This window comes from Roseibium sp. SCP15 (assembly GCF_040329435.1).
In the GTDB taxonomy this organism is placed as follows: domain Bacteria; phylum Pseudomonadota; class Alphaproteobacteria; order Rhizobiales; family Stappiaceae; genus Roseibium.
Window position 1 is genome coordinate 629,051 of record NZ_JBDZYI010000003.1, and the last position, 23,716, is coordinate 652,766.

Below are 23,716 nucleotides of genomic sequence, written 5' to 3' on the forward strand. Positions count from 1 at the left end.
AAACACCTGTGTGGAACGTTATTTCTGCAGTCGTTCGAGAGCTGCCAATGCGTTGAAATCGCCGTCTTCTGCGGCAAACTTGTAAAGTTCAATTGCCCTGTCGCGATCTCTTTGCACGACTTCTCCACTCTCCAAAAGAACGGCCAGATAGTAGGCCCCGTAGTGATCGTCCTCTAATGCGGCTTGCTCGATCATCGCCAGCCCGCCTTCGACATCTTTTGGTACGCCATATCCATGCAGCATCATCCAGCCCAGATTGGCATTGCTCCCTTCCAGTCCGCGTTCCGCCGCCTCTCTGAACAAGGTCTCCGCCCTGGCTTCATCTTTTGGGACGCCCAGCCCTTCCAGGTAAAGCACACCCAGGCTGACGGTCGCATCATGGATGCCATGCTCTATTGCGACCCTATAAAGTCGATCGGCTTCCCGGTAGTCCTGTTCCGTCCCAAGTCCATTTTGATGCATCCAGCCAAGGTTTGCGGACGCCCTGGCGTTTCCGAGAACCGCTGCTTCGGAAAAATTCTTGAACGCCAGATCGTAGTCGACAGCGCCTCCATATCCGAGAAAATGGAACTCGCCGATCGCTCTCCGCGCTCGAGCCGGCTCTATGCGCTTGGCTTCCTCGAAAATGTCCAAACCTTTCGCAGGATTTTTTTCGACACCAGAACCTTCGACATACGCATACCCCAGCGCGACCAATGCCTGCGCATGTCCCCGATCCGCGTACATCTTAAGCGTCTGGATGGCCTGCTCTTTCTTTTCCCGGTCAAACTCATCTTCACCGATATAAAGATACGCAAGTGCCAGATCCGCGCGCTGCGCACCCATTTCAACGGCCTTCAGGAACCACTCTTCAGCAAGGTCCATGTTCTCTTCCACACCGCGCCCCTTGCGGTAGCGCCAGCCGACGAGCCTCGCGGCCTCTGCATTTCCGGCCTCAGCGCTCGCAAGGTAGTATTTGAAAGCAGTCGCCTGTGAATGCCCTGCGACGGCACCCTGATCATGAAGAATGGCCAGGTTCAGCATCGCCAGAGCGTCACCGAACCGTGCCGCTTTTTCGTACCATCTGGCGGCCAGATCGGGTTGGTAACCTGGGTCGTCCGGTGTTTCCGAATAATGTTTGCCTAGCTGAAAAGCGGCAAATTCGTCTCCGGCGACCGCAAGATCTTCCAGCATTCTGAGGCCTTCGGAAGGATCGACAGTTTGATCCCACCCTTCAGAAGTTCCCCATGCGAGGAGAAAGTGCGAATTCGCGTGACTTTTTGCGGCAAGCCGGAACCACATCATCGCCTTGGATTGGTTTTGTTCTGTGAGCTGCCGGCCTTCAAACGATCCATTCAGATAGATCTGACCAAGAGCATATTGCGCATTGGAATGCCCCCGATTGGCCGCAAATGTCAGGAGTTGCAAGATTTCCGCGTTGACGGTTTCGTTGTCCGGTTTCGTTTCCAGAAGAAAATTCGCCAACGCAAACTGACCTGGCACGAATGGATAGTCTGAAACCGAAAGGCTCTGACGCAGATGCTCTTCGGCATTCTCAAGTCTTTGCGGGAAGATGATCCCATTGGCATAGGCCAGTCCCAGGAACAGCTCTTTTTCCTGTGCGCGGCGATACTGGTCGCGGCCCTTTTCTCCGTCCTTGACCAACTGAGAAAGCGGCGCCAGTGCGGAAAGGGCTTTGGTCTGTGACACATGCCTTAGTTCGTCAATTCCAGCAAAGAAATCCGCTTCCCTCACCTCGCCCAGAACCTGCATTCGGGCCCATTTGACCGAGGCTTCAACATTACCGCCATCAGCAGCCACCCGGTAGAGACGGGAAGCCTTCTCACGGTCTTCGTGTCGCGGATCCTTGTAGAGAACCTCTGCTGCCTGAAACGCAGCACCGGCATCGCCGAGTTCGCCTGCGCGAATTTGCCACCTCAGCGCTTTTTTCCGGCTCTGCGTGACAGGGCCGCCCTTGGTGAAGAGGTCCGCGAGACGCAAAGCGGCATAAAGATTGTCGCCTTCGGCCGCGATTTCATAATGGCGGATGGCTTCAAATATTTCCTTCAGCCCGCCCAGGCCTTCCTCTTCCATATACCCCAGATAGGCAGCAGCGACCGAATTTCCGTTTTCCGTCGCCCTTTGAAGATAGCTGCGCGCAAGCTCGAGATCCTCGGCAAGCCATTCTCCCTCAAAATAGCTGATGCCGAGCACTGCGGCCGCACCGTCTATTTCGGCCTCCTCCGCCTTGTTCAGGTAGTCCAGGGCCTTGGAAAAATCGTGCCCCTTCCAGGCTTTCGTCGAAAACAAGACGCCCAGATCCAGCAGTGCGGTCTGGTCCCCCTCCTCCAGGGCCTGATTATAAAGTTCGCTCGCCCGATCAAGGTCCTGCTCGGCACCGGAGCCTTCCTCATAGAACGTGCCCAAAGCGATGAGCGCTGTGGTGCTGCCCAAATCCTTTGCCCTGCCATACCAGGACAATGCTTCAACAGGGTCCTGAGCCACGCCGATCCCGTGTTCATACATTTTCGCCAGGGACAGAATTGCGGAGAGGTCGTCCTTCTCCGCCATTTGAAGCAACAACCGTCGTCCGCGGTTTACGTCCTGGTCTGTGACAGGCGTACCGTCCAAGAGCAGAAGCCCAAGCTCTGTTGTCGCGAACTCATCACCGGCACCGACAGCTTCTTCATAAAGTTCATGTGCCTTGCGATAGTCCTGCTCGACCCCGAAACCTTGCGCGTGCAGCCATCCCAGATAGCCCAGCGCGCGCGGCGAGCCGGTGGTTTCTATTGCCTGCTGGTAGTGGAAGGCAGCCTGGGCGTAATCCTGATCAATTCCTTTTCCCTGTTCAAAGGCGAGACCGAGCGAAACGTGTGAGTAGTCGTAGCCAAGGTCGAGGCTGCGGCGAAAAAGCGAAATGCTCTTTGCCTGATCCTGCTCCACCCCCAGGCCCCAATGATACATGGTCCCAAGATGATGGATGCCTCTCGGGTAATCCATGTCGGAGGCTTTCCGATAGAATTCAACGGCGCGTTCTTCGTTTCGCTTCCCCAGAAGACCATGCTCATACATGAGCCCGAGATTTACCCAGCCGTTCGGGTACCCTGCTTCCGCAGACTTCCGGTATAGCTCAGCCGCCTTTTCCAGATTGACCTCGGTTCCCCGGCCGTTTTCGTAAAGCCATCCAAGTGCAGACGTTGCCTCCAGCAACCCGCCCCGACTTGCCCACTGGATCCAGAAGAATGCCTGGGTGTCTGTTTGCCGAATGCCCTGACCTTCCAGGTACAGGTAACCGAGGCGCAAACCACTCCAATTGTCGCCGAAATCCGCACCCTGCTGATAGTAGGAAACCGCCTTTTTGTAATCCTTGGGTCCGGCCAGCCCCGTTTCGTAATAGTAACCGAGCTGGGCCTTTGCCCAGGGAAACCCCAAGGCCTCAGAACGCTTGAAATAGGAAAATGCCTTGTCGTAATCGGGCTCCCAGAGATCCGGGTTCTCATAAGCAAGACCAAGCCTGAACAGATCTTCCGGATCTCCCGCCGCCTCGCGGGCAAGAAGTTTTTCAAGTTCCTGAGCGTCTGGCAGGCTCGCCTCGTAGCTCTTTTCCGATTGCCCGGACAAGGGAGCGGACTGGTTCACCCCCTCCAACCGCCAATCCTGGGCCTTGTCGAAGTCTCCGCTCTTGCCAACCGCAGAACCTGCAACACCAAAGGCCAGGCCGGAAGCCAGAACAACAATTCCCAAAACTCTCATTGACACCCCTGGAACAACTCCAACTACCGCCCGCTCATTTCCCCTCGCGCCGCTGCCGCCAGCCCCCACAGGGCCTCGGTACATAGTTTTTGCGCGCCGCCAAGACGGTTTTCCGGACTCATATCGCGCGGGCACTTCACGTACAACTCCGTTGCACTCTCTGCACTCATTCCACCAAGACTTGCAGATTTCTGAAAACCTGGCGACGTGCAGGATCGTCGCAACAGACAATCCGACGCACGCCTCAGTACCGGCGCCCCTTGCATCGCCAGCTGGAAAAACGCCAAAAGAGGAACCAACCGTTACAGATGAAAATGAAAAACACTCATGAAAACAAGAACTTGTTCACGACAAAATAGAAGCAAAACAGGATATGAAAATCCGCAAGTTCGGCAAAAAATATTGACGCGCCAAAGCGGTTTCAGGTGCAGCAAACTGCAAGAAATAAACAAAGATAAAATTTTATGAAAACCTGTTTTTATTCTCTAACTGGATCGCAAGACCTGTTTTTATATTGTTGTGACGTTCACTTCGTCCGCTGACGAGCCTACCCGTGGAGTCCGCGAAAATGGATCTGACGACACTGTTTTCGGCAAACATTCTTGTCCTGTCGGTGTTCGCTATTTCCTTTCTGGCAATGTCGTTTCGTGTCAATCCACATGGGCACTGGCGTAGTTGGGGCGCAGCCAACATTCTGTTGGCCGCAGCGCTTCTATTCTTTGCTGTTGAAGCCTGGCTTCCGGTGCTTGTCGCCTATCTGGTTCCAAACACACTCCTGCTGCTGGCATTCGGGTGCCACTTGCACGCGGCGAGACAGCTCGCCCATCTGCCAACCAAGGTGAGCAACATCCTGGCACCGGCCTCGGCCTACCTCCTGGTGGCCGTTGTCGCTTTCTCGATTTCGAAATTCGCCCTCGCCTATGCGGCAGCCAATGTCATATTCACCTTGCTTTGCATCGCGACCATCAGTGCCTACACGTCTCCGGTGTTCAGAGGACTGATTTCTGCAATCGGTCTGATCCTGGCCTTTTTCCTGCTGGCCGCCGAAGGCGCACTTCGCACCGTTCACGGGCTGGCTCTCGGAGGACCTGCCGGACCGGGCATGATGAATGACATGATTCAGGACATCCACCTGATGAGCGCGCTCATCTTCGTCAGTCTGACAGGTGCATTTTCATTGGCGGTATCCTTCGAACAGGTCGCCGACAGGCACCGCGAAGCCGCGCGCAGAGATCCGTTGACCGGAGCTTTCAACCGCCGGGAGTTTCAATCACGGCTGGAAGAGCTGCTTCAGGGCACCTCGAAAGACAATTTCGGGCTTGTCCATTTCGATCTGGATCACTTCAAGCAGGTGAACGACGAATATGGTCATCCGGCGGGTGACGAAGCTCTGGTGAAAGTCAGCAAAACCGTCTCGTCTCATCTCAGACAGGGCGATTGCTTCGCCCGGCTCGGCGGTGAGGAGTTTGCCGTCCTGTTGCCGGGTATTTCCAGGGACAATGCCTTCAAGGTGGCAGACCGGTTGCGCGAAAAGATTTCCGAGCTCCGCTTTGAGTTTGCACCCGAAGAATTCCGGATAACCGCGTCCGCCGGAATTTATCATGGCAACGGCAGCCAGTTGCTGACGACCGACCTGTTGCAGGCCGTCGACAAGAGTCTCTACGAATCCAAGAACAACGGCCGCAACCGCATCACATTCGCCGAACCAATTCTCGCTAATGCCTGATCAGAACCGCGACCGGGCAGGAAGTGCACTGGCAGCCCTGTCCCGGCATCAGAAGTGAGCTTCGATCAGGCGCGTGACCTCCTGGTCGCGCGCAGCTTCGCTCTTGCCCCCCATGACAACGACAATCAGCTGCTTTCCACCTCGCCGTGCAGTGGCAACCAGATTGTAGCCCGCCATGCGGATGTAACCGGTCTTCAGGCCATCGACGCCGGATACTTTGCCAAGCAGATTGTTTGTCGCTCGGAACGTGCGGCCGTTGTAATTGAAGGATTTTGCACGGTAATAGCTGGCGTATTGCGGAAACCGCCGTTTCAGCGCCAGACCCAGCTTGGCCATGTCCCGGGCGGTGGTCACCTGCGCCGGATCGGGCAGTCCGGTTGCGTTGACGAAACGCGTCTTGGTCAGCCCGAGTGCCCTGGCCTGCCGGGTCATCTGCCGTGCGAATGCAGCTTCGCTTCCGGCAATGTTTTCAGCAACGACGATGCCGACATCGTTCGCCGATTTCACCGCCAGGGCCCGTGCCGCCTGTTCCACCGTGATCGTTGTCCCGGCCTTCAGACCAAGTTTCGCCGGAGGCTGCGCGGCTGCATTTGCCGAAACCTTCAGGGGCGATGACAACGAGTACCGTCCGCTGGAGACTTCATCGAACAACAGATACAGCGTCATCATCTTGGTGAGCGAAGCCGGAAACCGTGGTGAGTCCGCATCCACAGCGTAGAGCTCTTGGCCTGTCGATGCATTGAGAACAAGCGCTGAAAACCCGCGTTCAACAGCCGTTTCCGGTGCATAGCTGATAACCGGAAGCGACGCTGTTTGAACCGACGCAGCAGCCGTTGAAGCCGTGGGCGCCGTCGTCTTGGGGGCCTGCGCGGTTTGGCAGGCTGCCAGGAACAGAGCCAGAAGAAGGGCAGAAACCTTTGTTGAAACGGCGTTCGAACGCATTACAAATCTCGCGCTTTTTACCGGCGCCGCCTCAGGGTTTCAAACGGTAACCGGTCTTGAATATCCAATGCACAATCGCGAGCGATCCCCCGAGAAAGAGCATCGTCGCAAACAGAGACAGCCACAAACTGACGTCTGCCTGACCATAAAAACTCCAGCGGAACCCCGAGATGAGGTACACGACCGGATTGATCAGCGTCACAGTCTGCCAGAACTCCGGCAGCATGTTGATGGAATAAAAGCTACCGCCCAGAAAAGCCAGTGGTGTGACGATCAGAAGCGGAACGAACTGCAGTTTTTCAAAGTTGTCCGCCCAGATGCCGATGATGAACCCCAGAAGCGCAAACGTGATTGCCGTCAGCATGAAAAACGCCGCCATCCAAAACGGGTGCTGAATCTGGATATCGACGAAGAAGTTTGCCGTGATCAGGATGATCAAGCCGACCAGAACGGATTTGGTTGCCGCGGCCCCCACATAGGCGACTGTAATTTCCAGGAAGGACACCGGAGCCGACAGGACCTCGAAAATCGTGCCGGTGAAGCGCGGAAAATAGATCCCGAAGGAAGCGTTCGACAGGCTCTGGGTCATGAGCGACAGCATGATCAGTCCAGGCACGATAAACGCTCCGTAGCTGACACCGTCCACTTCCGTGATGCGCGAGCCGATCGCGGCTCCGAAAACCACGAAATAGAGCACCGTTGAAATGACCGGCGAAATCACGCTCTGCATGATTGTGCGTCTGGTACGGGCCATTTCGGAAATATAGATGGATTTGACCGCCTCGAAGTTCATTTATGCCCCTGCCCCATTCGACTTTTCTATCGGTGAGTTGTTCAGCACCAGCTGCATTCTCGGCAAGGTTCTGCCGGGGATCGAACCCGAAGGCGACCGGCCAATCGTCTGAAAGCCCATCCGGGCATAGAAGGGTTCAGCTTCCGGATCGGAATCCACCCCGATCCGCTTCAGTCCACTCGACTTCGCCTTGGCAAAGAGCTTGTCGAACAGCTTTCGGCCAATGCTCCGACCCTGCCAATCCGGATCCACAAAGCAGACTTCCAGTTCTCCTTCGCCGTTCGCCGGCTCCATCGACAGCCGGATGCAGCCTACCAGCCGTCCGTCCGTTGCTTCAGCAACCCAGAAGTCATCATTTTCAATCCAGCTGTCCCGGACCCTCAACTCCTCGACGCACGCTTCCATGAACGCATCGTCGTACCCGTTGGATTGCTTGGAGCGCATGCAAAGATCCGTGAGCTCGTCCTTCTCACCCAATTGCGCCCTGCGTATCGTGAAATCCTCTGCCATGTTGGAAACTATCCCTGTTTGACCAAATCCACGAAGATGTCTTCGAGCGATGACTGATCTGTCTGTAGGTCCTGAAACCGCACACCGGCCTTGGCAAGATCCGTCAGAAGCGAAGTGATGCCGGTGCGTTCGGCATGAGTGTCATAGGTATAAGTGAGGCTGGTCCCGTCGTCTTCGAGTATCAGATGGTACTGAGACAGGCCGTCAGGTATGCGCGCGAGTGGGACCGTCAGGCTAAGGGTCAGCAACTTGCGGCCAAGCTTGCGCATCAGTTCGGCCTTTTCCTCGACAAGAATGATCTCGCCCTTGTTGATGACACCGACCCTATCGGCCATTTCCTCGGCTTCTTCGATGTAGTGGGTGGTCAGAATGATCGTGACCCCCTGGTCCCTCAATTCTCCAACGATGCGCCACATGTCGTGGCGCAGCTCCACATCAACGCCCGCGGTCGGCTCATCCAGAAACAGGATCTTCGGCTCATGAGCAAGCGCCTTGGCGACCAGCAATCTGCGCTTCATGCCACCGGACAGCGCCATGATCGGGTTGCTGCGTTTCTCCCAAAGCGTCAGATCCTTCAGGATGCGTTCGACCAGTGCAGGATCAGGCTTCAGACCGAACAGGCCCCGGCTGAGAGCAACCGTGTCACCGACAATTTCAAAGGGAGCTGTCGGCATTTCCTGCGGCACGAGGCCAATCAATTGACGTGCCGCCCTGTATTCCTTCAGGGCGTCATGACCACCGACAGAGATACTGCCCGATGTCGGGCGCACCAATCCGCATATGGTGCTGATCAGGGTCGTCTTGCCGGCGCCGTTCGGGCCAAGCAGTGCAAAGACTTCACCTTCCTGAATATCCAGCGACACAGACTTGAGTGCCTGGAAGCCACCTTCATAGGTTTTTTCCAGGTTCCTGACGGACAATATCGGAGCCATGAAGTTCCAACCGGTTCAAAGAATGAAGTGATTTGACCAGACGGCCAAATAAGCGAGCCACAGTCGCATGTGGGCAGACAACCCGCAAGATGCAAGCCCGGTGGATTGTTGACATCCCATGTCAGGAACCTTCGGCTCAAAGCCAATTGTTTCATCACAAGAAACACTGCGTCTGCGGCCTGCGATATAGGTTTTCAGCGAAACGCCGCTATTTTTCGGACAACGACACGTTCGATGAAGGGAAATCCAAATGTCTATTCGCCCGGTTACGCATATCGGCAAGACACAGCCGACGCTGGAAGGCGCAGGCGTCAAGCTGGAAAGAGTTTTCGGCTTTCAGGATCCGGAAATGCTGGACCCTTTCCTGCTGCTCGACGACTTTCGCAACGAACGTCCTGAAGACTATCTTTCCGGCTTCCCCTGGCATCCGCACCGGGGCATTGAAACCATCACATATGTCCTTGCCGGCACCGTCGAGCATGGCGACAGCCTCGGCAACTCGGGCAACCTGGGTGCGGGAGACGTGCAATGGATGACTGCCGGCCGCGGCATCATGCACCAGGAGATGCCAAAGGGCGACGAAAACGGACGCATGCATGGTTTTCAGCTCTGGGCCAATCTTCCCTCCTCCCTGAAGATGACCGAGCCGCGCTACCAGGACGTAGGATCGAGCGATATCCCGGTTGTCGTAGACGATGATGGTGCATCTGCTCGGATTATCTGCGGGGAGTTCTGGGGCGAGCGCGGCCCGGTCGACGGTATTGCTGCGGATCCCCAATATCTCGACATCCATGTACCGGCGGGAAAGAGAAAGCGTTTCAAGGTAGATACCTACAAGCAGACCTTCGCCTACATCTTCGAAGGTTCCGGCACATTCGAGGGCGCTTCAGACCCCTTCGGCGTTCTGACGGAAAAGGAGTTCGGCGGCGAAGAGCTGAAGATCCGGGATCAGACCGGCAACCGGTCTCTGGTCATATTCGGATCCGGCGACGAGATCGTCGTACAGGCCGGTGAAAACGGCATCCGCTTTCTCCTGGTCTCCGGTGCACCGATCAAGGAACCGGTCGCCTGGCATGGCCCGATTGTCATGAACAGCCGAGAGGAACTCGTTCAGGCTTTCAACGAGCTACAAAAGGGAACCTTCATTCGCTGATCCTTGAAGCTGTCTCGAGCTCGCACTGGTCACGGCAGCCCTGCCGTGACCTTGTCAATCTTATGCAACCTCTGCCTTGTAACTTTCACAATGACTGGCTAGGGCTGTCTGGAACTCAAGCAACTGGACAGCCATGCCTCTCAAACTCCGCCCGGCCACAATCAAAGACGTCCCCATTCTCACCGACATACTCCACCGGGCCAAAGCGTCCTGGGGCTATCCGGACGACAAGATGGCGGAGTTTCGCGAACATTGGCGCATCTCCGAAGCAACCCTCAACTCTCTTCACATGACGGTTGCCGAGATTGACGGCGTGCCGGTCGGGTTTTCCGGCCTGACACCTGAAGGCACCGACACGCTACTAGTCGACTTTCTGTTCGTCGCCCCGGAGGCGCAAGGACAGGGCGTTGGCGACTTGTTGCTGGTGCGCGCCGAAGATCATGCACGCGAGAACAATCTGTCCCGGCTCTATCTGGAATCGGACGCCAACGCCGGTCCCTTTTACGAGAAACGCGGCTTTCGGACATTGACGACACGGCCGAGCGAGATGTCGCCAGGCAAGGATATTCCGATGATGGAAAAGGTCCTGCCACCTTCGGTCCACAAGATCTCTTCCATCGACGTTTCGCTGTCCGGCGCTCCCTGGACCTTTGAAGTGGAAAACGCAGCAGCGATTGAGGACCATTTCGAGGAAGCCAAAAAACGCATTGCGTTGCTATGGAACGGACGCACGTTGAAGCTGACAGGTTATGCGTTCGAAAACGGTGTCTTCAAGGGCACCTGCAAGGAATGCGCTTTCGCCGCTTTCCTCGCCTGGCGGGATTGGGGAGCTCCGGACAGCTCGGCCTTCAATCTGTTTGGCTCCGCAGTCATTCGCTCCGCTGAAGGTGCACTCCTGTATGGTGTGATGTCCGAACGCACGGCAACGGCTGGTCTCATCTACCCACCGGGCGGCAACCTGGATCCGACTGACAGAACCGAGGATGGCAAGGTGGACGTTGTCGGCGCAATTTGCCGTGAACTTGAGGAAGAAACCGGATTGACTGCGGATGACTGTAACCCCGGCGACTTTCTGGTTGCCTTTGACGGACCGAGAATTTCGATCTCGAGGATCTTCGACATAAACGAGCAAGCGGAAGGGCTGCGCGAAAGGATCATTCAGTTTTCACTGGCCAGCGAAGAGCAGGAGCTTTCCGACATTCGTGTCATTCGATCTGTCGAAGACTTGGAAGACCCGGCGATTGTTCCCTACGCCCGTGCGATCGGAAAATACCTTTTGTCGTGAGTTGCTATTCACTCCATGACGATGCCAACTTTTTGTTCACCATGAAAGAACACTAATCACTGGCAGGAGCTGACTTAAAATGCAAAAGTCCGCTCACTCTGGAAATCGCCTCCGAATGAATCGCCTGGGAGAGAATAATATGAGCCGCCGCTACGCGATCTTGGACGTCTTCACGAATAAATCCCTCGCCGGTAATCCACTGGCCGTGGTGCTGGACTCCGAGGGGCTGAGTGACGAGCAAATGCAGAAGATTGCGGGCGAATTCAATCTTTCAGAAACGGTGTTCGTTTTCCCTCCCGAAAATCCTGGCCAGTCTGCCAGCATGCGCATTTTCACGCCGAAACTGGAACTCCCGTTTGCGGGTCATCCGACCGTGGGCACCGCCATTTTGATGGCGACGGAACGCTTTGGAGAAATTTCCGGTGAACAGGATGCCGTGGTGGTTCTCAAACAGCAGATCGGAACCGTGCGCTGTGCGGTCATCCTGCGTGAAAACGCTGCTGCCTTTGCCGAATTCGATGTGCCCAGCCTGCCGCAGCCAGCCGGTCCGACGCACAATGTCGAGCTGATTGCTGCCGCCCTTGACCTTGAACCATCCGACATCGGCTTTGAAAACCATGCCCCGTCGCGGTTTCAGGTTGGACCTCCCTTCAATTTCGTACCCGTGCGTGACCTGGATGCACTCGCCCGGGCAAAGCCGGTCGCAGCCATGTGGAAGGCCGGTTTTGGCAAGGACGAACACAACGATGCCTATGTCTATTGCCGCGAAACCCGCTCCCACGACAGCGCCTTCCACGCGCGCCTGTTCGCTCCGGAAATGGGTATTCCTGAGGACCCGGCAACCGGGTCGGCAGCAGCAGCGTTTGCCGGTGTCGTGCATTTTTACGACGGCCTGACCGCCGGCACCCATCACATTCGTATCGAACAGGGATTTGAAATGGGACGCCCTTCCCTGATCGACCTGGAAATCGACATCGAAAACGGCGGCATGCATGCTGTGCGGATCGGCGGACAGGCAACGATCGTCGCCCGTGGTGAGCTCTACGTCTGATAAGGCAAAGACTGTGATCACCCTCAGGCGGTCTCATCTTCCTGCTTTTCCGCATCGCTACCACCAAAGAGTGACGGCGTAATCACGGAGGCGATGACCAGCACGCCACCGATGATCATTCCGGGCGTCAGTTCTTCACCCAGGAAAATGGCAGCGTTGATGAAGGTGAAGACCACCGACAACACGAACAACAACGCTGCGGTCACAGTCGAAACGCCAGCCATCGCCTCGTACCAGAGATAATAGCCAATTGCGGTCGGAAACACTGCCAGGAACACCAACCACATCATGTCGGCGGCGGTTGGCTCGAATGGGAACAGGAAAAAACCGGGTGTCAGAACAACGGCACTCACCAGCAGGATCTGAAACAAGAGCTGCAGACGCTCCATCGGATTGCTGGTGTTCTGGACCGATTGCGTGCTGCCGATGATGAAAATCGCCCAGGTGAAGCCCGCGACGACCATCATGATATCGCCGAACAACCCTGTCGATCCTGGGTCGAAATCGTGCCTGACAGTCAGGATCACGCCCGCCATCACCAGGATGGTTGCGATCACGTCTATTCTGCGTACGCGTTCGATACCGGCGCTTGCCAGCATGAGCAACACGAAGAACGGTGCGGTGTTTTCAAGCACCATCCCGTTTGTCGCGCTGGTCTGCTCAAGGCCCACGTGGAAGAAGATGTAGTTGAAGACAAATCCGGCAATCGCCAGAAGCTTGTACTTGTCAAAGCGGATGGGAAAAACCGGCTGCCCCTGCACCTTCAGGATCAGGAACAATATGGCGCTTGCGATCCACAGACGAACGACTGCTATCTGCAGGCCGTGAAGATCGCTCGTCAGAAAACGGGCAATGACACTGTGGGTCCCGAACAGCAGAGCCGCCATAACCCCGAACCCAAGCGCTCTTTTTGTAGATGCAGCTTCCATTGTTGGATGCTAGCGGACGAAACGCGTTCCGACAACGTAAACGATCAGAATTCAAGGATTGCCACCGGCCAGCCAAGGTTCGATCAACGAGATGTAGGCAATCCAGAGCCTACCACTGCAACTCCCCGAAGAAGCAACAACGCCAAATGACTGTCACTCGGTGTGGTCGACGGCTTCGTTTGACGACCTGGTTTCCACGAGACCAGGCAGGATCACGGCAAAAACAATCAAGCTGGCACCGATCAGCATGTCCCGTGTCACCTGCTCGTCCAGGGCGAAGTGAGCGACAACAAACGTGAACACGACGGACAGCACAACCAAAAGCGATGCCGTGACCGTGGAAACGCCCGCCATTGCTTCGTACCACGCATAATACCCGAAGGCCGTTGAAAAGACGCCCAGCGCCAGCAGCACGGAAATGTCCGTTGCATCCACCGAGAGCGGATAAAACGCCAGAGACGGCGTCAGGACGACCCCACATGGCAGCAGTATCTTCAGCAGAACCGCCATTCGGTCCATGGTCGATCTGGTTTGTTTTACCGAGGCTGTGCTGCCGATCGTAAACATGGCCCAGCTGAGCCCGGCTCCGATTTCCCACAAGTCGCCAATCTGACCCGTCGTGCCGAACTCGAAATCGTGGCGAACGGTGAAATAGACCCCGGTCAGAGCCATAACGGTCGCCACACCATCCGACCATCGGACCTTTTCAATGCGGGCCACGACCAGCAACAGCAGGACAAAAAAGGGCGCCGTGTTTTCCAGCACCATTGCATTCGTCGCACTGGCCTTTTCCAGACCGATATGAAACGTGATGTAATTCAGGGTGAAGCCTGCAATGGCAAGAAACTGATACCGGCCATAAGGAAAGAAGCTGAACTTGTGGCCAGCCAGTTTCAGGAGCAGGTAGATTACGCCGCACGCAATCCAAAGTCTGAACACGGCGATCTGCAGACCATGCATGTCTGCCGTCAGATACCTTACGAAGACGGCATTCAATCCCATCAGAAATGCGGCAATGAAGCCAAAGCAAAGAGAAATGAAATAAAGGCGTCTCATGACAGGACCCAGCCTAACGGCCAGTCCTGTCATCAGCAATCATTGCCTCCAGACCATAGCGGAACCAAGTGACGGAGCAGGTGTTCGCTGCTCCGTGCCGTGGCGGCGTTCCTCAGGTCTGATACTTATTCGGCAGCGTCAGCGGGTGCTTGCGGCGCTGTCTTCGCCCAGGCGGGCAGCCCTTCGAGCCTGTGCAGCCAGCTCTGCACGTTAGGGAAGTCCGGCAGCGGCACTTGAGATTGTGGGTGAAGCGCCAGGGCGGAATGACTGCCGACGGCAAAATCGGCGACCGTCACGTTGTTGCCCAGAACATAGTCCCGCCCATTCAGATGATCATCAAGCACAGCAGCAAAGCGACGGAAATTCTGCTGGCCCGTTTCGATCTTTTCAGGATCGGGAGCTCCCATTCCGAATGCCGGCTTTGCCACGGTTTCCCAAACGATATCACCGAGAGCTCGGTTGAAATGCTGAACTTCCCATGATTGCCATCGCAGGACCTCGATCCGGTCTCGCTGGCCGGAAGGACAGAAGCTCTCTGCACCCTGACGGTCGCTCAGATAGATCATGATCGGGTTGGCCTCCCACAGACGGAAATCGCCATCAACAAGAACCGGGACCTTAACATTTGGATTGATTGCCCGAAATGCGTCGGTCTGGTGCTCCCCCGTCATGATGTCGAATTTCCGGATATCGGTCTCCCCTTCCAGTCCAAGGTGATGAATGACAGCAAGAACCCGGCGGCTGTTGGGGGACAAGTCGGTTACATAAAGTTCCATCGCTACCTCTCCTGTTTCAGGCGCACGCCCGGACGTTCCACGCGAGGCCATTGTCGAGTTCCACCTCTTGGGAGACTCTTTACTCAACCATTTAGTTGACTATAATGAAACGAGATGATAGTCAACCAAAAGGTTCACTTTATGAATGTGCAGCAAATGCCCCAACTCGATGCCACATTTTCCGCTCTGAGCGATGGAACTCGCCGGGCCATCGTCTCCCGGCTGGCGAATGGTGAAACCACGCTTTCGGACCTGGCGGAACCTTTTGACATGTCGTTGACGGCAGTATCGAAGCACTTGCGTGTCCTCTCTGATGCCGGGCTCGTTGAAATCGAGAAACGTGGGCGCACACGCCATTGCCGTTTGCGCGGCGCCCCCATCAAGGAAGCAGTCGACTGGCTCAGCAAATACGAAACATTTTGGATAGACAGATTCGACGCCCTCGCCCGCCATTTAGCAAAGGATGATTCAAAAAAATGACTGCACAGCAACCCGCCAGGGAATTTCTGAAGTCCAGTCCCGGCCAGGAGCCGGTCATCGTCGAAGGCCTCTTCAGGGCTGAAGCCGCACGCGTTTTCAAGGCCTTCACCGAGCCCGACGAAGTCAGTTGCTGGTTTATTCCCAAGGCGGGAGGCCTCGTTTCCGTCGACATTGATCTGAAGGTCGGTGGCAAATGGTGCTTCGTCATTGAAAGGACGCAGGAAAAACAAATTCATTTTGAAGGCGAGTATCTGGTGATCGATGCCCCGAACCGGCTCGAGTTCAGCTGGCGCCACGTTCAGGAATTTGCTGACGGGACGCGCGAAGCCACGGACTCTTCAAAGGTTGCCGTCACCTTCACACAGTTGGGCAAGGCGACAGAGGTCAAGCTTTGCCATGAAGCCATCAAGTCCGAGGACGCACGCCGGGGCGTCGGTGGTGGCTGGGATGGATGCTTTGGCCGGCTTGCAGCCTACGTTACGGATTAATTCCAATTCGACAGGAGGAACATCATGTCATCTCCCAAATTCGTCAGCCGCGAAGAATGGCTCGATGCCCGCAAAGCACTGCTCACACGTGAAAAGGCGTTCACGAAGGAACGGGACGAGCTGTCTGCCGCGCGGCGCGAACTGCCGATGGTTCTGGTTGAAAAGGACTATGTCTTCGACACGGAGAACGGCACGAAATCGCTATCCGATCTCTTCGGACCTCATCCGCAACTGGTTGTCTATCACTTCATGTTTGGAGAAACATGGGAGGAAGGATGCCCGAGCTGTTCTTTCTGGGCAGACAACTACGAGCGTCTTGATGCCCATCTGGCTGCACGTGACACAGCGCTTCTGGCAATCTCCAATGCGCCACTCGAAAGGCTGCTGGCCTACAAAAAGCGCCTGGGTTGGACCTTCAACTGGGTCTCCACCAACGGCAACGGCTTCAACGTTGACTATGGCGTCACCTTCCCGGGCAAAGAAGACCCGACAGGACACGGCTACAATTACTCCGGAAGGGTCTTCAGCGAGGAACTGCCCGGTGTCAGCACGTTCCTGAAGCTCGAAGATGGCCGCATCGGACACAGCTACTCCACCTATGGGCGGGGACTCGACATCCTCAACATGGCCTACAATCTGCTCGACCTGACCCCCATGGGGCGGCATGAAGAAGGTCTGTCTTATCCGATGGCATGGGTCAGACGCCGAGACATGTACGGGGTTGATACCTGACCGGCGACCCTCGCCTTGAATTTCAGGGTAGACTGAAAGTTGAAAGACCGTACCGGTCTTGAAACGCCGAATGGACTGCGCGCTTACGCTCCTTCGGTCGGCGCAAGGAGGGAATGAATGCCAGCCAAATCCAAACGACTGCCGCTGCCGAAACGGTTCAGTGCCGCTCTTACCGAAGACGCTTACGCGAAGTTGCGAAGCCTCAACGACGAATGGCACTACGGCAACAACTACCTCCTGACAATCATCCTCGAAAACTTCGACCGGATCGTCGACGGCAAGGAATTTGAGAAAGTCATGCAAGAGTTTGTTGAAATCTACGGACAACCGGACAAAGGCAAAATGTAGTTCCATCCCGCCTAACCGTCCGAACGCTGTTCTCTTTTCGTGTTGTTCCAAAACGCATTTTCATTACAGATCTTTAACTGTCGGCGACACCAATTCGCCTCGTTCCTTCCCGCCTATGTCCCGGTTTGCAAGTAGGAAGGAACAATCCATGTCGGGCATTTACGACCTTTTTGACTGGGACACTTCATTGTCCGTCGATATCGACACAGTGATCCTCAGCGAGTGGGACGGGGGCGCTTCGATTTCGGTCATAGTCAGGAACCTGGGCTCCGAGACACTGGAAGACTGGGCCCTTGCTTTCGAAACACCTGGCAGTCTGGAGTTTTTCTGGAACGCTGAGATCAACCCATCCGGCACCTTTGCCGTGGCCACACCCGATCTGGACCACGAGGAAATTGCGCCCGGAGAGGCAACGTCGTTCGGCTTCAACATCGCCCTTGGCCCCGAGGGATGGCAGGAGCCGTTGTTTCAGTTCGGCAAATTGCTGGAAGCCGGCGAGCCGACCTCGCCCGCACCGACCCCACCAGCAGATGAGGAAACGCCACCAACCGATGAAACGGATACCCCGGCAACCAGCGATCAGACCGGCATCTCTCAAGATGTCGAAATTTCGGTATTGCGCTCATCCAGTTGGGACACCGGGTTCTCTGCCAATGTTCTTCTGGCCAACCCAACCACGGAAGCTATTACGATAAGCAAGATAACCTGGGTGCTACCGGACGGCCTTTCGATCGGCACAACCTGGAATGCCGAGGTTACCATTGAAGACGGCGTCGCTACCTTTGTGCCTCATGAAGGATATTTGGTCATCGCAGCCGGAGAAGCTGTCAGCTTCGGCTTCAATGCCGCGCATCCGAGTGGAGAGGAAATAAATGTCGATCCTCTCGCCTATGTGCCGGGCGAACCTTCGGACCCGACACCTGAAGAACCGGACACCGCTCCGTCGCCGGACGGCCCCTCTCAGTGGGATGGGACGCCACCGCTCAACCCTATAATCGGAACCCAGTCCATCGGACCTGGTTACACCTTTACCGGCGAAAACGGGCTCGTCGAAACAGCCAAGGCCATCCAGGACTCTGGATCGAACATTTTGAAGATTGCACTCGATCCGACGCTTTATGGAATGTCGAGCCTCTATCAGTGGCAGCCGGTGGATTTGCTGACCAAGAACGAAGCATTCCAGGAAGTCCTTGAAATGGACTTCGACCACTACTTCTTCTGGCTGGAACGGTCTGGCCCCTGGGCAGACAATCTCGGTATCAGTCCGCAAGAGTACGAGCAGGAATACACGGTCACCTACAATCTGGCACGGTATCTCCTGGAAACCTTCCAGGGAACAGGCAAGACTTTCTACATCGGCAACTGGGAGACAGACTGGAATCTTCTGGAATGGAACCCCACGATAGAGGACGTCAATGACACCCGGATCGATGGTCTTGTCGACTGGATCAACCTGCGTCAGGACGCGATTGACCAGGCAAAAGAAGATGTCGGTGAAAACGGCGTTTCAATCTTCCACTATATCGAGATCAATCGTGTGGACGACGCGAGAGAAAATGACTTTGAACGTGTTGCCAATGAGGTCCTTCCCCGGATCAACGTCGATCTTGTGTCTTATTCCGCCTATGACGCATTGCTGAAGGAAGAAAACGTCGGCAACTTCGGCGAAGTGCTTGCCCGCAATCTGGACTACATCGCCTCCCTCATGCCGGAAAAGGACGGGTTGCCCTTCGACAAACGTGTGTTCATCGGAGAGTTTGGCTTCTACCTGAAGTACGTGACCCCGGAGCAGCAATACGATCTCACACTGGAGGTCTTCAAAGCGGCGCTCGAATGGGGAACTCCCTTCGCCCTCATCTGGCAGATCTACGATACCGCCGCCAACGAGGGTCTTTACCTGATAGGACCGGATGGAGAACCGACTGCAACGGCTCTTCTCATGGAAGACTACAACACTCAAATAACCGCGTGGTTCGAGACCTTCAGGCAGGACCATGGCAGGCCGCCAACAAGCGAGGAAACCCGTATTCAGGCACTCACTATCCTGAATCAGTTTCCAAGCAGTTCAGCCTAACCTCAGGCATTCAAACAGGTATTTTCCGGGAACGAGGTGGTCTCCATTCCCGGGAAATATCTCTCGTACTTGAAATGCCTATTGCATCAAACGCATTCCTGCCGTAAGAACAGCATCCGTTAACCCTCGGGTCATGCATTTGCGTCACCCTGGAAGGGTTTCAGGATACGACGACCAAAGGCCAAAGACAGACCCATGATCGCGGCACGCGGCATTACTGGTTCTTCTCTCGACGCGCAGACGAAGCGCGGCGGCCTCATCCTACTTGGCGATCTCCTCCTTCTTAGATGCCCCTGAGCGTCGGCTGATCCGCGTTGTGACTGGCGGAACGGGCACTTAGGGGAGATACTTCAAAAAACGCATCACGAAAATCGGATCGCGCGTCGCCTCTATTGCACCTCCATCAGGCCGTCGATCCAAGCCAGGGACGAAACAAAAAAATGACTGCCACTTCCGAGAAGGACCAGATCCGCATCTTCGACACCACGTTGCGCGACGGTGAGCAATCACCCGGCGCGTCCATGACGCTGGAAGAGAAGCTGCAAATTGCAGAAATCCTGGACGACATGGGCGTCGACATCATCGAAGCCGGATTTCCGATCGCCTCCAACGGCGACTTTGAGGCGGTCAGTGAAATCGCCAAACGTTCGCGAAACTCTGTAATCGCAGGATTGGCCCGCGCGATCCATGCCGATATCGACCGCTGCGGCGAAGCTGTGAAACACGCTGAAAAAGGCCGCATCCATACCTTCGTTTCCACCTCCCCGATCCACCTGAAGTTCCAGATGAACAAGACGGAAGAACAGGTTCTGGATATCATCACCGATACCGTGGCACGTTCACGCAATCTGATCGATGATGTCGAATGGTCCGCGATGGACGCGACCCGCACCCCGATCGAATATCTGTGTCGTTGCGTGGAAGCTGCCATCAAATGCGGGGCAACAACGATCAACCTGCCGGACACTGTCGGCTATGCAACGCCGGACGAGTACAAGTCCATGTTCGAGCAAATTCGTGAGCGGGTACCTAACAGCGATCAGGCGATCTTCTCCGTTCACTGTCACGACGATCTGGGCCTGGCCGTTGCCAATTCCCTGGCCGGTATCGACGGCGGCGCCCGTCAGATCGAATGCACGATCAACGGCCTCGGCGAACGCGCTGGCAACGCCTCCCTGGAAGAAATCGTCATGGCAATCCGCACACGCGGTGACGTTCTGCCCTACGAAACCCAGATCGACCCGAAATACCTGGTTCGCGCCTCCAAGATGGTCGCTGGAGCTTCCGGCTTCGCGGTTCAGTTCAACAAGGCCATCGTCGGCAAGAACGCCTTCGCTCACGAGAGCGGAATTCACCAGGACGGCATGCTGAAAAACGCCGAGACCTACGAGATCATGCGTCCGGAAGACGTCGGCGTGAAAGCCACTTCGCTGGTCATGGGCAAGCACTCCGGCCGCCACGCCTTCCGCGACAAGCTGCGCGAGTTGGGTTTCGAGCTGGGCGACAATGCCTTGCAGGATGCCTTCCGCCGGTTCAAGGACCTGGCCGACCGCAAGAAGCACGTCTATGACGAAGACATCGAAGCGTTGGTCGAGGACGAGATCAACATCCTGGGCGAAAGCACCAAGGTTATCGCGCTGACCGTCATAGCCGGCACGGGCGGGCCGCAGAAGGCGATCCTGACGATGGACGTAAACGGTCAGCACATCACCAAGGAAGCAACCGGCGACGGCCCTGTAGACGCAACGTTCAACGCCATCAAGTCCATCGTTCCTCATGAAGCGACACTCTCGCTGTATCAGGTTCACGCTGTGACCGAAGGCACTGATGCGCAGGCGGAGGTGTCCGTGCGCCTGGAGGCTGAGGGCCGCATCGCAACCGGCAAGGGTGCTGATACCGATACCCTGGTCGCATCGGCTCGGGCTTATGTCTCGGCCATGAACAAGCTGGCCTTGCGCCAGCAGACCAGCAACCCGGGCGCGCTGCAGGCGGTTTGAACCAAACCCGCATTTCCCGGCATAGTAAAATTGAAGGGCCGCACTAAGCGGCCCTTTTCTTTAATCGCCTTTATTTGCACAGTTCGCCAGAATACCGGACGAGCCCCTGCAGATCCTCAGGGTCGCGCAGATCCATCAAGCCATAGCTGCTGAAGGTTCCGCCGAAGTCTTCAAGGGTTCCCCTGCCCCGGCCTTCCTGAACATCGTAGGTGATTTCGATCATGTAGCGTCCCGGCCGGTCCGGCACTTCCGTCAGAACACCGACATCCTTGGTGTAAATCGCACCACCATCGGCCCGGCCGAAATAGTGCTCCATGTCCATTTCCAGTCCGGTGTCCGTTATCCGCTGTGCCAGGATCTTGCCGCTGGCATTGGTCACCGACCCCATCAGGGTCGCCGAGATGATCACCGGCTCCCCTTTGCCTTCCGAAAAGAAGTTTGGAATGGCAACACCGCCGATTTCCAGACATTCCGCTGCCTGGGCAGAACACGCCGATACGGCAAGGCCGGTCATGAGAAACAGTTTGCAGGCCAATGTCTTCATCATCTTGTCCTTTCTCAGGTTCGCGAAAGCTCAGCCTTGTGCGATACGGTCTGCAAGTTGCTGGTTGGTACAAACTTCACCATCGAGGTTCCAGGTACCGTCCACCGTGTGAACGGCGTTCGAGTAGATGCGTGCTCGGGGAAGCCTGCTTTCGGCCGCCTCAAAAATGATGTCGGTGGCCTCCTTGAAGAACCCGACCTGAATATCCCTGCTCGCGAGTGCGAAGGTTGGGGTCTTGCATTCAAGCCACACACCTTCCACCGGTTCACCACCGGACAAGGCACCGTTCTTCGGAAGAGCCTGTATCTGCATTGTGACATTCGGGGTCATCACTGAATTCCCGGTAAGTCCATGCCATTTCAAGAATGCGTCTGTGATCTTTCGTCCTGCCCTGAGCCCGGCTTCCGGGGTCATGACACCTTCTGTGTAGTTCAATGCTAGCGGCATTTCATATTCCTTCGACTAGATATATAACGTTCGTTATATTTTTTGACACACCATATGTATGTAACGGTCGTTATTTTTCAAGAATTATATGACGATCGTTATTTAAGGTGAGAAAACACGTGGCAAAACAACAACTTCGAAAGGCAGAAACGCACAAGGCGCTCGTATCTGCATCCAGTCAGGCTTTCAGAAAGCAGGGCTTCGCCGGTGTCGGTGTCGATGCAATCGCAAAGGCTGCCGGTGCGACTTCGGGTGCCTTCTATGCCCATTTGGGTTCCAAAGACGGAGCCTTTCATGCCGCGCTTGAGCTCGGACTGAACGAAGTCATTGAAACCATTCCGGAATACCAGAAACGGTATGACAAGGACTGGCCGGAAGCCTTTGCCCGCTACTATCTGGGCGCGGCGCACCGTAAAGATCTTGCCTGCGGCTGCGCGATGACCGCGATGTCACCCGACGTGGTGCGGGCTCCTGAAGAAACACGTGCTCTATATGACCGGAAAATGAGCCAGATCGCCGACTTGATCGCTGATGGCCTGAACGGCAAGAACGAACAAGTTCGTATTGCCAAGGCATGGGCCTTCCTGAGCATCCTGATCGGTGCCCTGACAACGGCGCGCGCCATGGCAAGCGAAAGTCAGGCAGAGGAGGTTACCAGAGCAGCGTCTTCAGCCGCCCTGCATCTGTTGTCCCAAAACTGACGGAAATACCGTCAGCGCTACGACCCAATGGCATACGGATGCAGGTATGCAGGTATGCAGGCAATCGTGCATCAGATCACTTCAGTCTGCGGAATTCCGCCCGGATTGCAGACATCATCGCCTCTACGCTTTCAGATCTGGCATTTTCCGATACTCCCAGAACCAGTTTTGAAACCGGTGCCAGGCAAAACCCGTCCGCTTCTCCCAGGACCCTTACCCTGTCATTCAGAGAGGAACGTCCGAGCAATCCGACCCCCACGCCTGCTTCCACCGCTGCAATGACACCAGCAACGCTCTGGCTGGAATAGACAACCCGGTAGGGCCTGCTCGATTGCTCCAGCGAACGAAGAGCAGCGTCCCGCCACCAGCAGGCCTGGTCAAAGAGAGCAACCGGGAGAGGCTCCACCGGACTGAAGTCGCGAACTGCGGAGGCCGCCCAGCAAGTCGGGTCTTCGAAAAGAAGTTCCTCGTTCGCTGAAGGGACCTCGACTTCATAAACGGCCAGGTCAAGCTGTCCCCTTGCCAATGCATCTGGAAAGCCTGCACTCAGCGAGCAGGTCACTTCAAGTTCGACCAGCGGGTGGGACTGTGTGAAGGCTCCGACAATCCGTGCAAGCCTGTCGCGGCCATGATCGTCGGGCAGGCCCAGTCGCAGCTTTCCACACAAACCGTCAGATGCAATTTCGCGCAACGCGCTATCCAGCCGGTCGGTAACAGAGCGAGCAACCGGCAGCAGCCGCTGGCCCGTCTCGGTCAGGACCACACCTCGGCCATGTCGCTCAAAGACCTTGCGACCCAGCACCTCTTCCAGGCGCTTGATCTGAATGCTCGCTGCCGACTGTGATCGGAAAATCCGTTCCGCGCCATCTGTGACACTGCCGGCTTCGGCCACCGCAATGAACGTTCTCAGAAGATCACTATCAAGATTTTCCATTCGATTTTCTAATTTCTATTATTCATACTATTCGTTTCATTTATACCACGGCATCTCCTACCCTTCAATCAAGGACAGGAGACCAG

General features: G+C 55.9%; 22 protein-coding genes. 11 read left to right on the forward strand and 11 right to left on the reverse strand.

All coding sequences use genetic code 11. The features are described from left to right. Positions 1-18: 18 nt before the first annotated feature. Positions 19-3,732: a tetratricopeptide repeat protein gene (locus ABLO27_RS16820; protein ID WP_353034090.1), complete on the reverse strand. Its 3,714-nt coding sequence runs from the start codon at positions 3,730-3,732 to the stop codon at positions 19-21. 568 nt (positions 3,733-4,300) lie between these two features. On the opposite strand from ABLO27_RS16820, the gene ABLO27_RS16825 reads away from it, so the two are divergent. After that, positions 4,301-5,458: a GGDEF domain-containing protein gene (locus ABLO27_RS16825; RefSeq protein ID WP_353034091.1), complete on the forward strand. Its 1,158-nt coding sequence runs from the start codon at positions 4,301-4,303 to the stop codon at positions 5,456-5,458. A gap of 48 nt (positions 5,459-5,506) precedes the next feature. Here the strand turns inward: ABLO27_RS16825 and ABLO27_RS16830 are convergent, their stop codons facing one another. From ABLO27_RS16830 to ABLO27_RS16845, 4 genes are read right to left on the reverse strand one after another with little or no spacing between them, the layout of a single operon-like run. Further along, the gene (locus ABLO27_RS16830; protein WP_353034092.1) at positions 5,507-6,400 is read right to left on the reverse strand and encodes a D-alanyl-D-alanine carboxypeptidase family protein; all 894 of its coding nucleotides are present in this window, start codon (positions 6,398-6,400) and stop codon (positions 5,507-5,509) included. Between the two features lie 31 nt (positions 6,401-6,431). Beyond that, the gene (locus tag ABLO27_RS16835; protein WP_353034093.1) at positions 6,432-7,193 is read right to left on the reverse strand and encodes an ABC transporter permease; all 762 of its coding nucleotides are present in this window, start codon (positions 7,191-7,193) and stop codon (positions 6,432-6,434) included. Continuing rightward, positions 7,194-7,703, reverse strand: a complete 510-nt coding sequence (locus ABLO27_RS16840; RefSeq protein WP_353034094.1) for a GNAT family N-acetyltransferase — start codon at positions 7,701-7,703, stop codon at positions 7,194-7,196. Positions 7,704-7,711: 8 nt separating this feature from the next. Continuing rightward, entirely contained in the window at positions 7,712-8,635 is a 924-nt protein-coding gene (locus tag ABLO27_RS16845) for an ABC transporter ATP-binding protein (protein ID WP_353034095.1), read from the reverse strand. A 250-nt stretch (positions 8,636-8,885) separates the two neighbouring features. On the opposite strand from ABLO27_RS16845, the gene ABLO27_RS16850 reads away from it, so the two are divergent. The 3 genes from ABLO27_RS16850 to ABLO27_RS16860 all read left to right on the forward strand — a co-directional run bounded on the left by ABLO27_RS16850 (position 8,886) and on the right by ABLO27_RS16860 (position 12,124). Further along, positions 8,886-9,788, forward strand: coding sequence for a pirin family protein (locus ABLO27_RS16850; protein WP_353034096.1), 903 nt, complete (start codon positions 8,886-8,888; stop codon positions 9,786-9,788). Between the two features lie 133 nt (positions 9,789-9,921). After that, positions 9,922-11,073, forward strand: a complete 1,152-nt coding sequence (locus tag ABLO27_RS16855) for a GNAT family N-acetyltransferase (protein WP_353034097.1) — start codon at positions 9,922-9,924, stop codon at positions 11,071-11,073. Positions 11,074-11,212: 139 nt separating this feature from the next. Continuing rightward, positions 11,213-12,124, forward strand: a complete 912-nt coding sequence (locus ABLO27_RS16860; RefSeq protein WP_353034098.1) for a PhzF family phenazine biosynthesis protein — start codon at positions 11,213-11,215, stop codon at positions 12,122-12,124. 23 nt (positions 12,125-12,147) lie between these two features. Here ABLO27_RS16860 and ABLO27_RS16865 read toward each other — a convergent pair whose 3' ends face one another. From ABLO27_RS16865 to ABLO27_RS16875, 3 genes are all read right to left on the reverse strand, one after another. Next, positions 12,148-13,053 (reverse strand): DMT family transporter, encoded by a 906-nt coding sequence (locus ABLO27_RS16865; RefSeq protein WP_353034099.1) that lies wholly within the window; start codon positions 13,051-13,053, stop codon positions 12,148-12,150. 153 nt (positions 13,054-13,206) lie between these two features. Next, positions 13,207-14,109: a DMT family transporter gene (locus ABLO27_RS16870; protein ID WP_353034100.1), complete on the reverse strand. Its 903-nt coding sequence runs from the start codon at positions 14,107-14,109 to the stop codon at positions 13,207-13,209. A gap of 125 nt (positions 14,110-14,234) precedes the next feature. Beyond that, a complete protein-coding gene (locus tag ABLO27_RS16875; RefSeq protein ID WP_353034101.1) occupies positions 14,235-14,885 on the reverse strand; it encodes a glutathione S-transferase family protein in 651 nt (216 codons plus the stop codon). Between the two features lie 156 nt (positions 14,886-15,041). On the opposite strand from ABLO27_RS16875, the gene ABLO27_RS16880 reads away from it, so the two are divergent. The 6 genes from ABLO27_RS16880 to ABLO27_RS16905 all read left to right on the forward strand — a co-directional run bounded on the left by ABLO27_RS16880 (position 15,042) and on the right by ABLO27_RS16905 (position 21,004). Further along, the gene (locus tag ABLO27_RS16880; RefSeq protein WP_417714810.1) at positions 15,042-15,365 is read left to right on the forward strand and encodes an ArsR/SmtB family transcription factor; all 324 of its coding nucleotides are present in this window, start codon (positions 15,042-15,044) and stop codon (positions 15,363-15,365) included. Further along, complete coding sequence (locus ABLO27_RS16885; RefSeq protein ID WP_353034103.1) at positions 15,362-15,853, forward strand: SRPBCC family protein; 492 nt, start codon at positions 15,362-15,364, stop codon at positions 15,851-15,853. The genes ABLO27_RS16880 and ABLO27_RS16885 overlap by 4 nt, the downstream gene beginning before the upstream one ends. A 24-nt stretch (positions 15,854-15,877) precedes the next feature. Continuing rightward, positions 15,878-16,585 carry a DUF899 domain-containing protein gene (locus ABLO27_RS16890; protein ID WP_353034104.1) on the forward strand — a complete coding sequence of 236 codons (708 nt, stop codon included), beginning with the start codon at positions 15,878-15,880 and terminating at the stop codon, positions 16,583-16,585. Between the two features lie 117 nt (positions 16,586-16,702). Next, positions 16,703-16,933, forward strand: a complete 231-nt coding sequence (locus ABLO27_RS16895) for a hypothetical protein (protein ID WP_353034105.1) — start codon at positions 16,703-16,705, stop codon at positions 16,931-16,933. Between the two features lie 148 nt (positions 16,934-17,081). After that, positions 17,082-19,007 carry a cellulose binding domain-containing protein gene (locus ABLO27_RS16900; protein WP_353034106.1) on the forward strand — a complete coding sequence of 642 codons (1,926 nt, stop codon included), beginning with the start codon at positions 17,082-17,084 and terminating at the stop codon, positions 19,005-19,007. A gap of 440 nt (positions 19,008-19,447) precedes the next feature. Next, positions 19,448-21,004 carry a 2-isopropylmalate synthase gene (locus ABLO27_RS16905; protein WP_353034107.1) on the forward strand — a complete coding sequence of 519 codons (1,557 nt, stop codon included), beginning with the start codon at positions 19,448-19,450 and terminating at the stop codon, positions 21,002-21,004. A gap of 70 nt (positions 21,005-21,074) precedes the next feature. On the opposite strand, the gene ABLO27_RS16910 is transcribed toward ABLO27_RS16905, so the two are convergent. Together ABLO27_RS16910 and ABLO27_RS16915 are read right to left on the reverse strand one after the other, a co-directional pair. Beyond that, positions 21,075-21,551: a hypothetical protein gene (locus tag ABLO27_RS16910; RefSeq protein WP_353034108.1), complete on the reverse strand. Its 477-nt coding sequence runs from the start codon at positions 21,549-21,551 to the stop codon at positions 21,075-21,077. A gap of 27 nt (positions 21,552-21,578) precedes the next feature. Continuing rightward, on the reverse strand, positions 21,579-21,995 hold the full coding sequence (locus ABLO27_RS16915; RefSeq protein ID WP_353034109.1) for a 4-oxalocrotonate tautomerase: 417 nt from the start codon (positions 21,993-21,995) through the stop codon (positions 21,579-21,581). Between the two features lie 119 nt (positions 21,996-22,114). Between ABLO27_RS16915 and ABLO27_RS16920 the strand changes: the two genes are divergently transcribed. Further along, positions 22,115-22,696: a TetR/AcrR family transcriptional regulator gene (locus ABLO27_RS16920; RefSeq protein ID WP_353034110.1), complete on the forward strand. Its 582-nt coding sequence runs from the start codon at positions 22,115-22,117 to the stop codon at positions 22,694-22,696. A gap of 76 nt (positions 22,697-22,772) precedes the next feature. Here the strand turns inward: ABLO27_RS16920 and ABLO27_RS16925 are convergent, their stop codons facing one another. Continuing rightward, the gene (locus tag ABLO27_RS16925) at positions 22,773-23,630 is read right to left on the reverse strand and encodes a LysR substrate-binding domain-containing protein (protein ID WP_353034111.1); all 858 of its coding nucleotides are present in this window, start codon (positions 23,628-23,630) and stop codon (positions 22,773-22,775) included. Between the last annotated feature and the right edge of the window lie 86 nt (positions 23,631-23,716).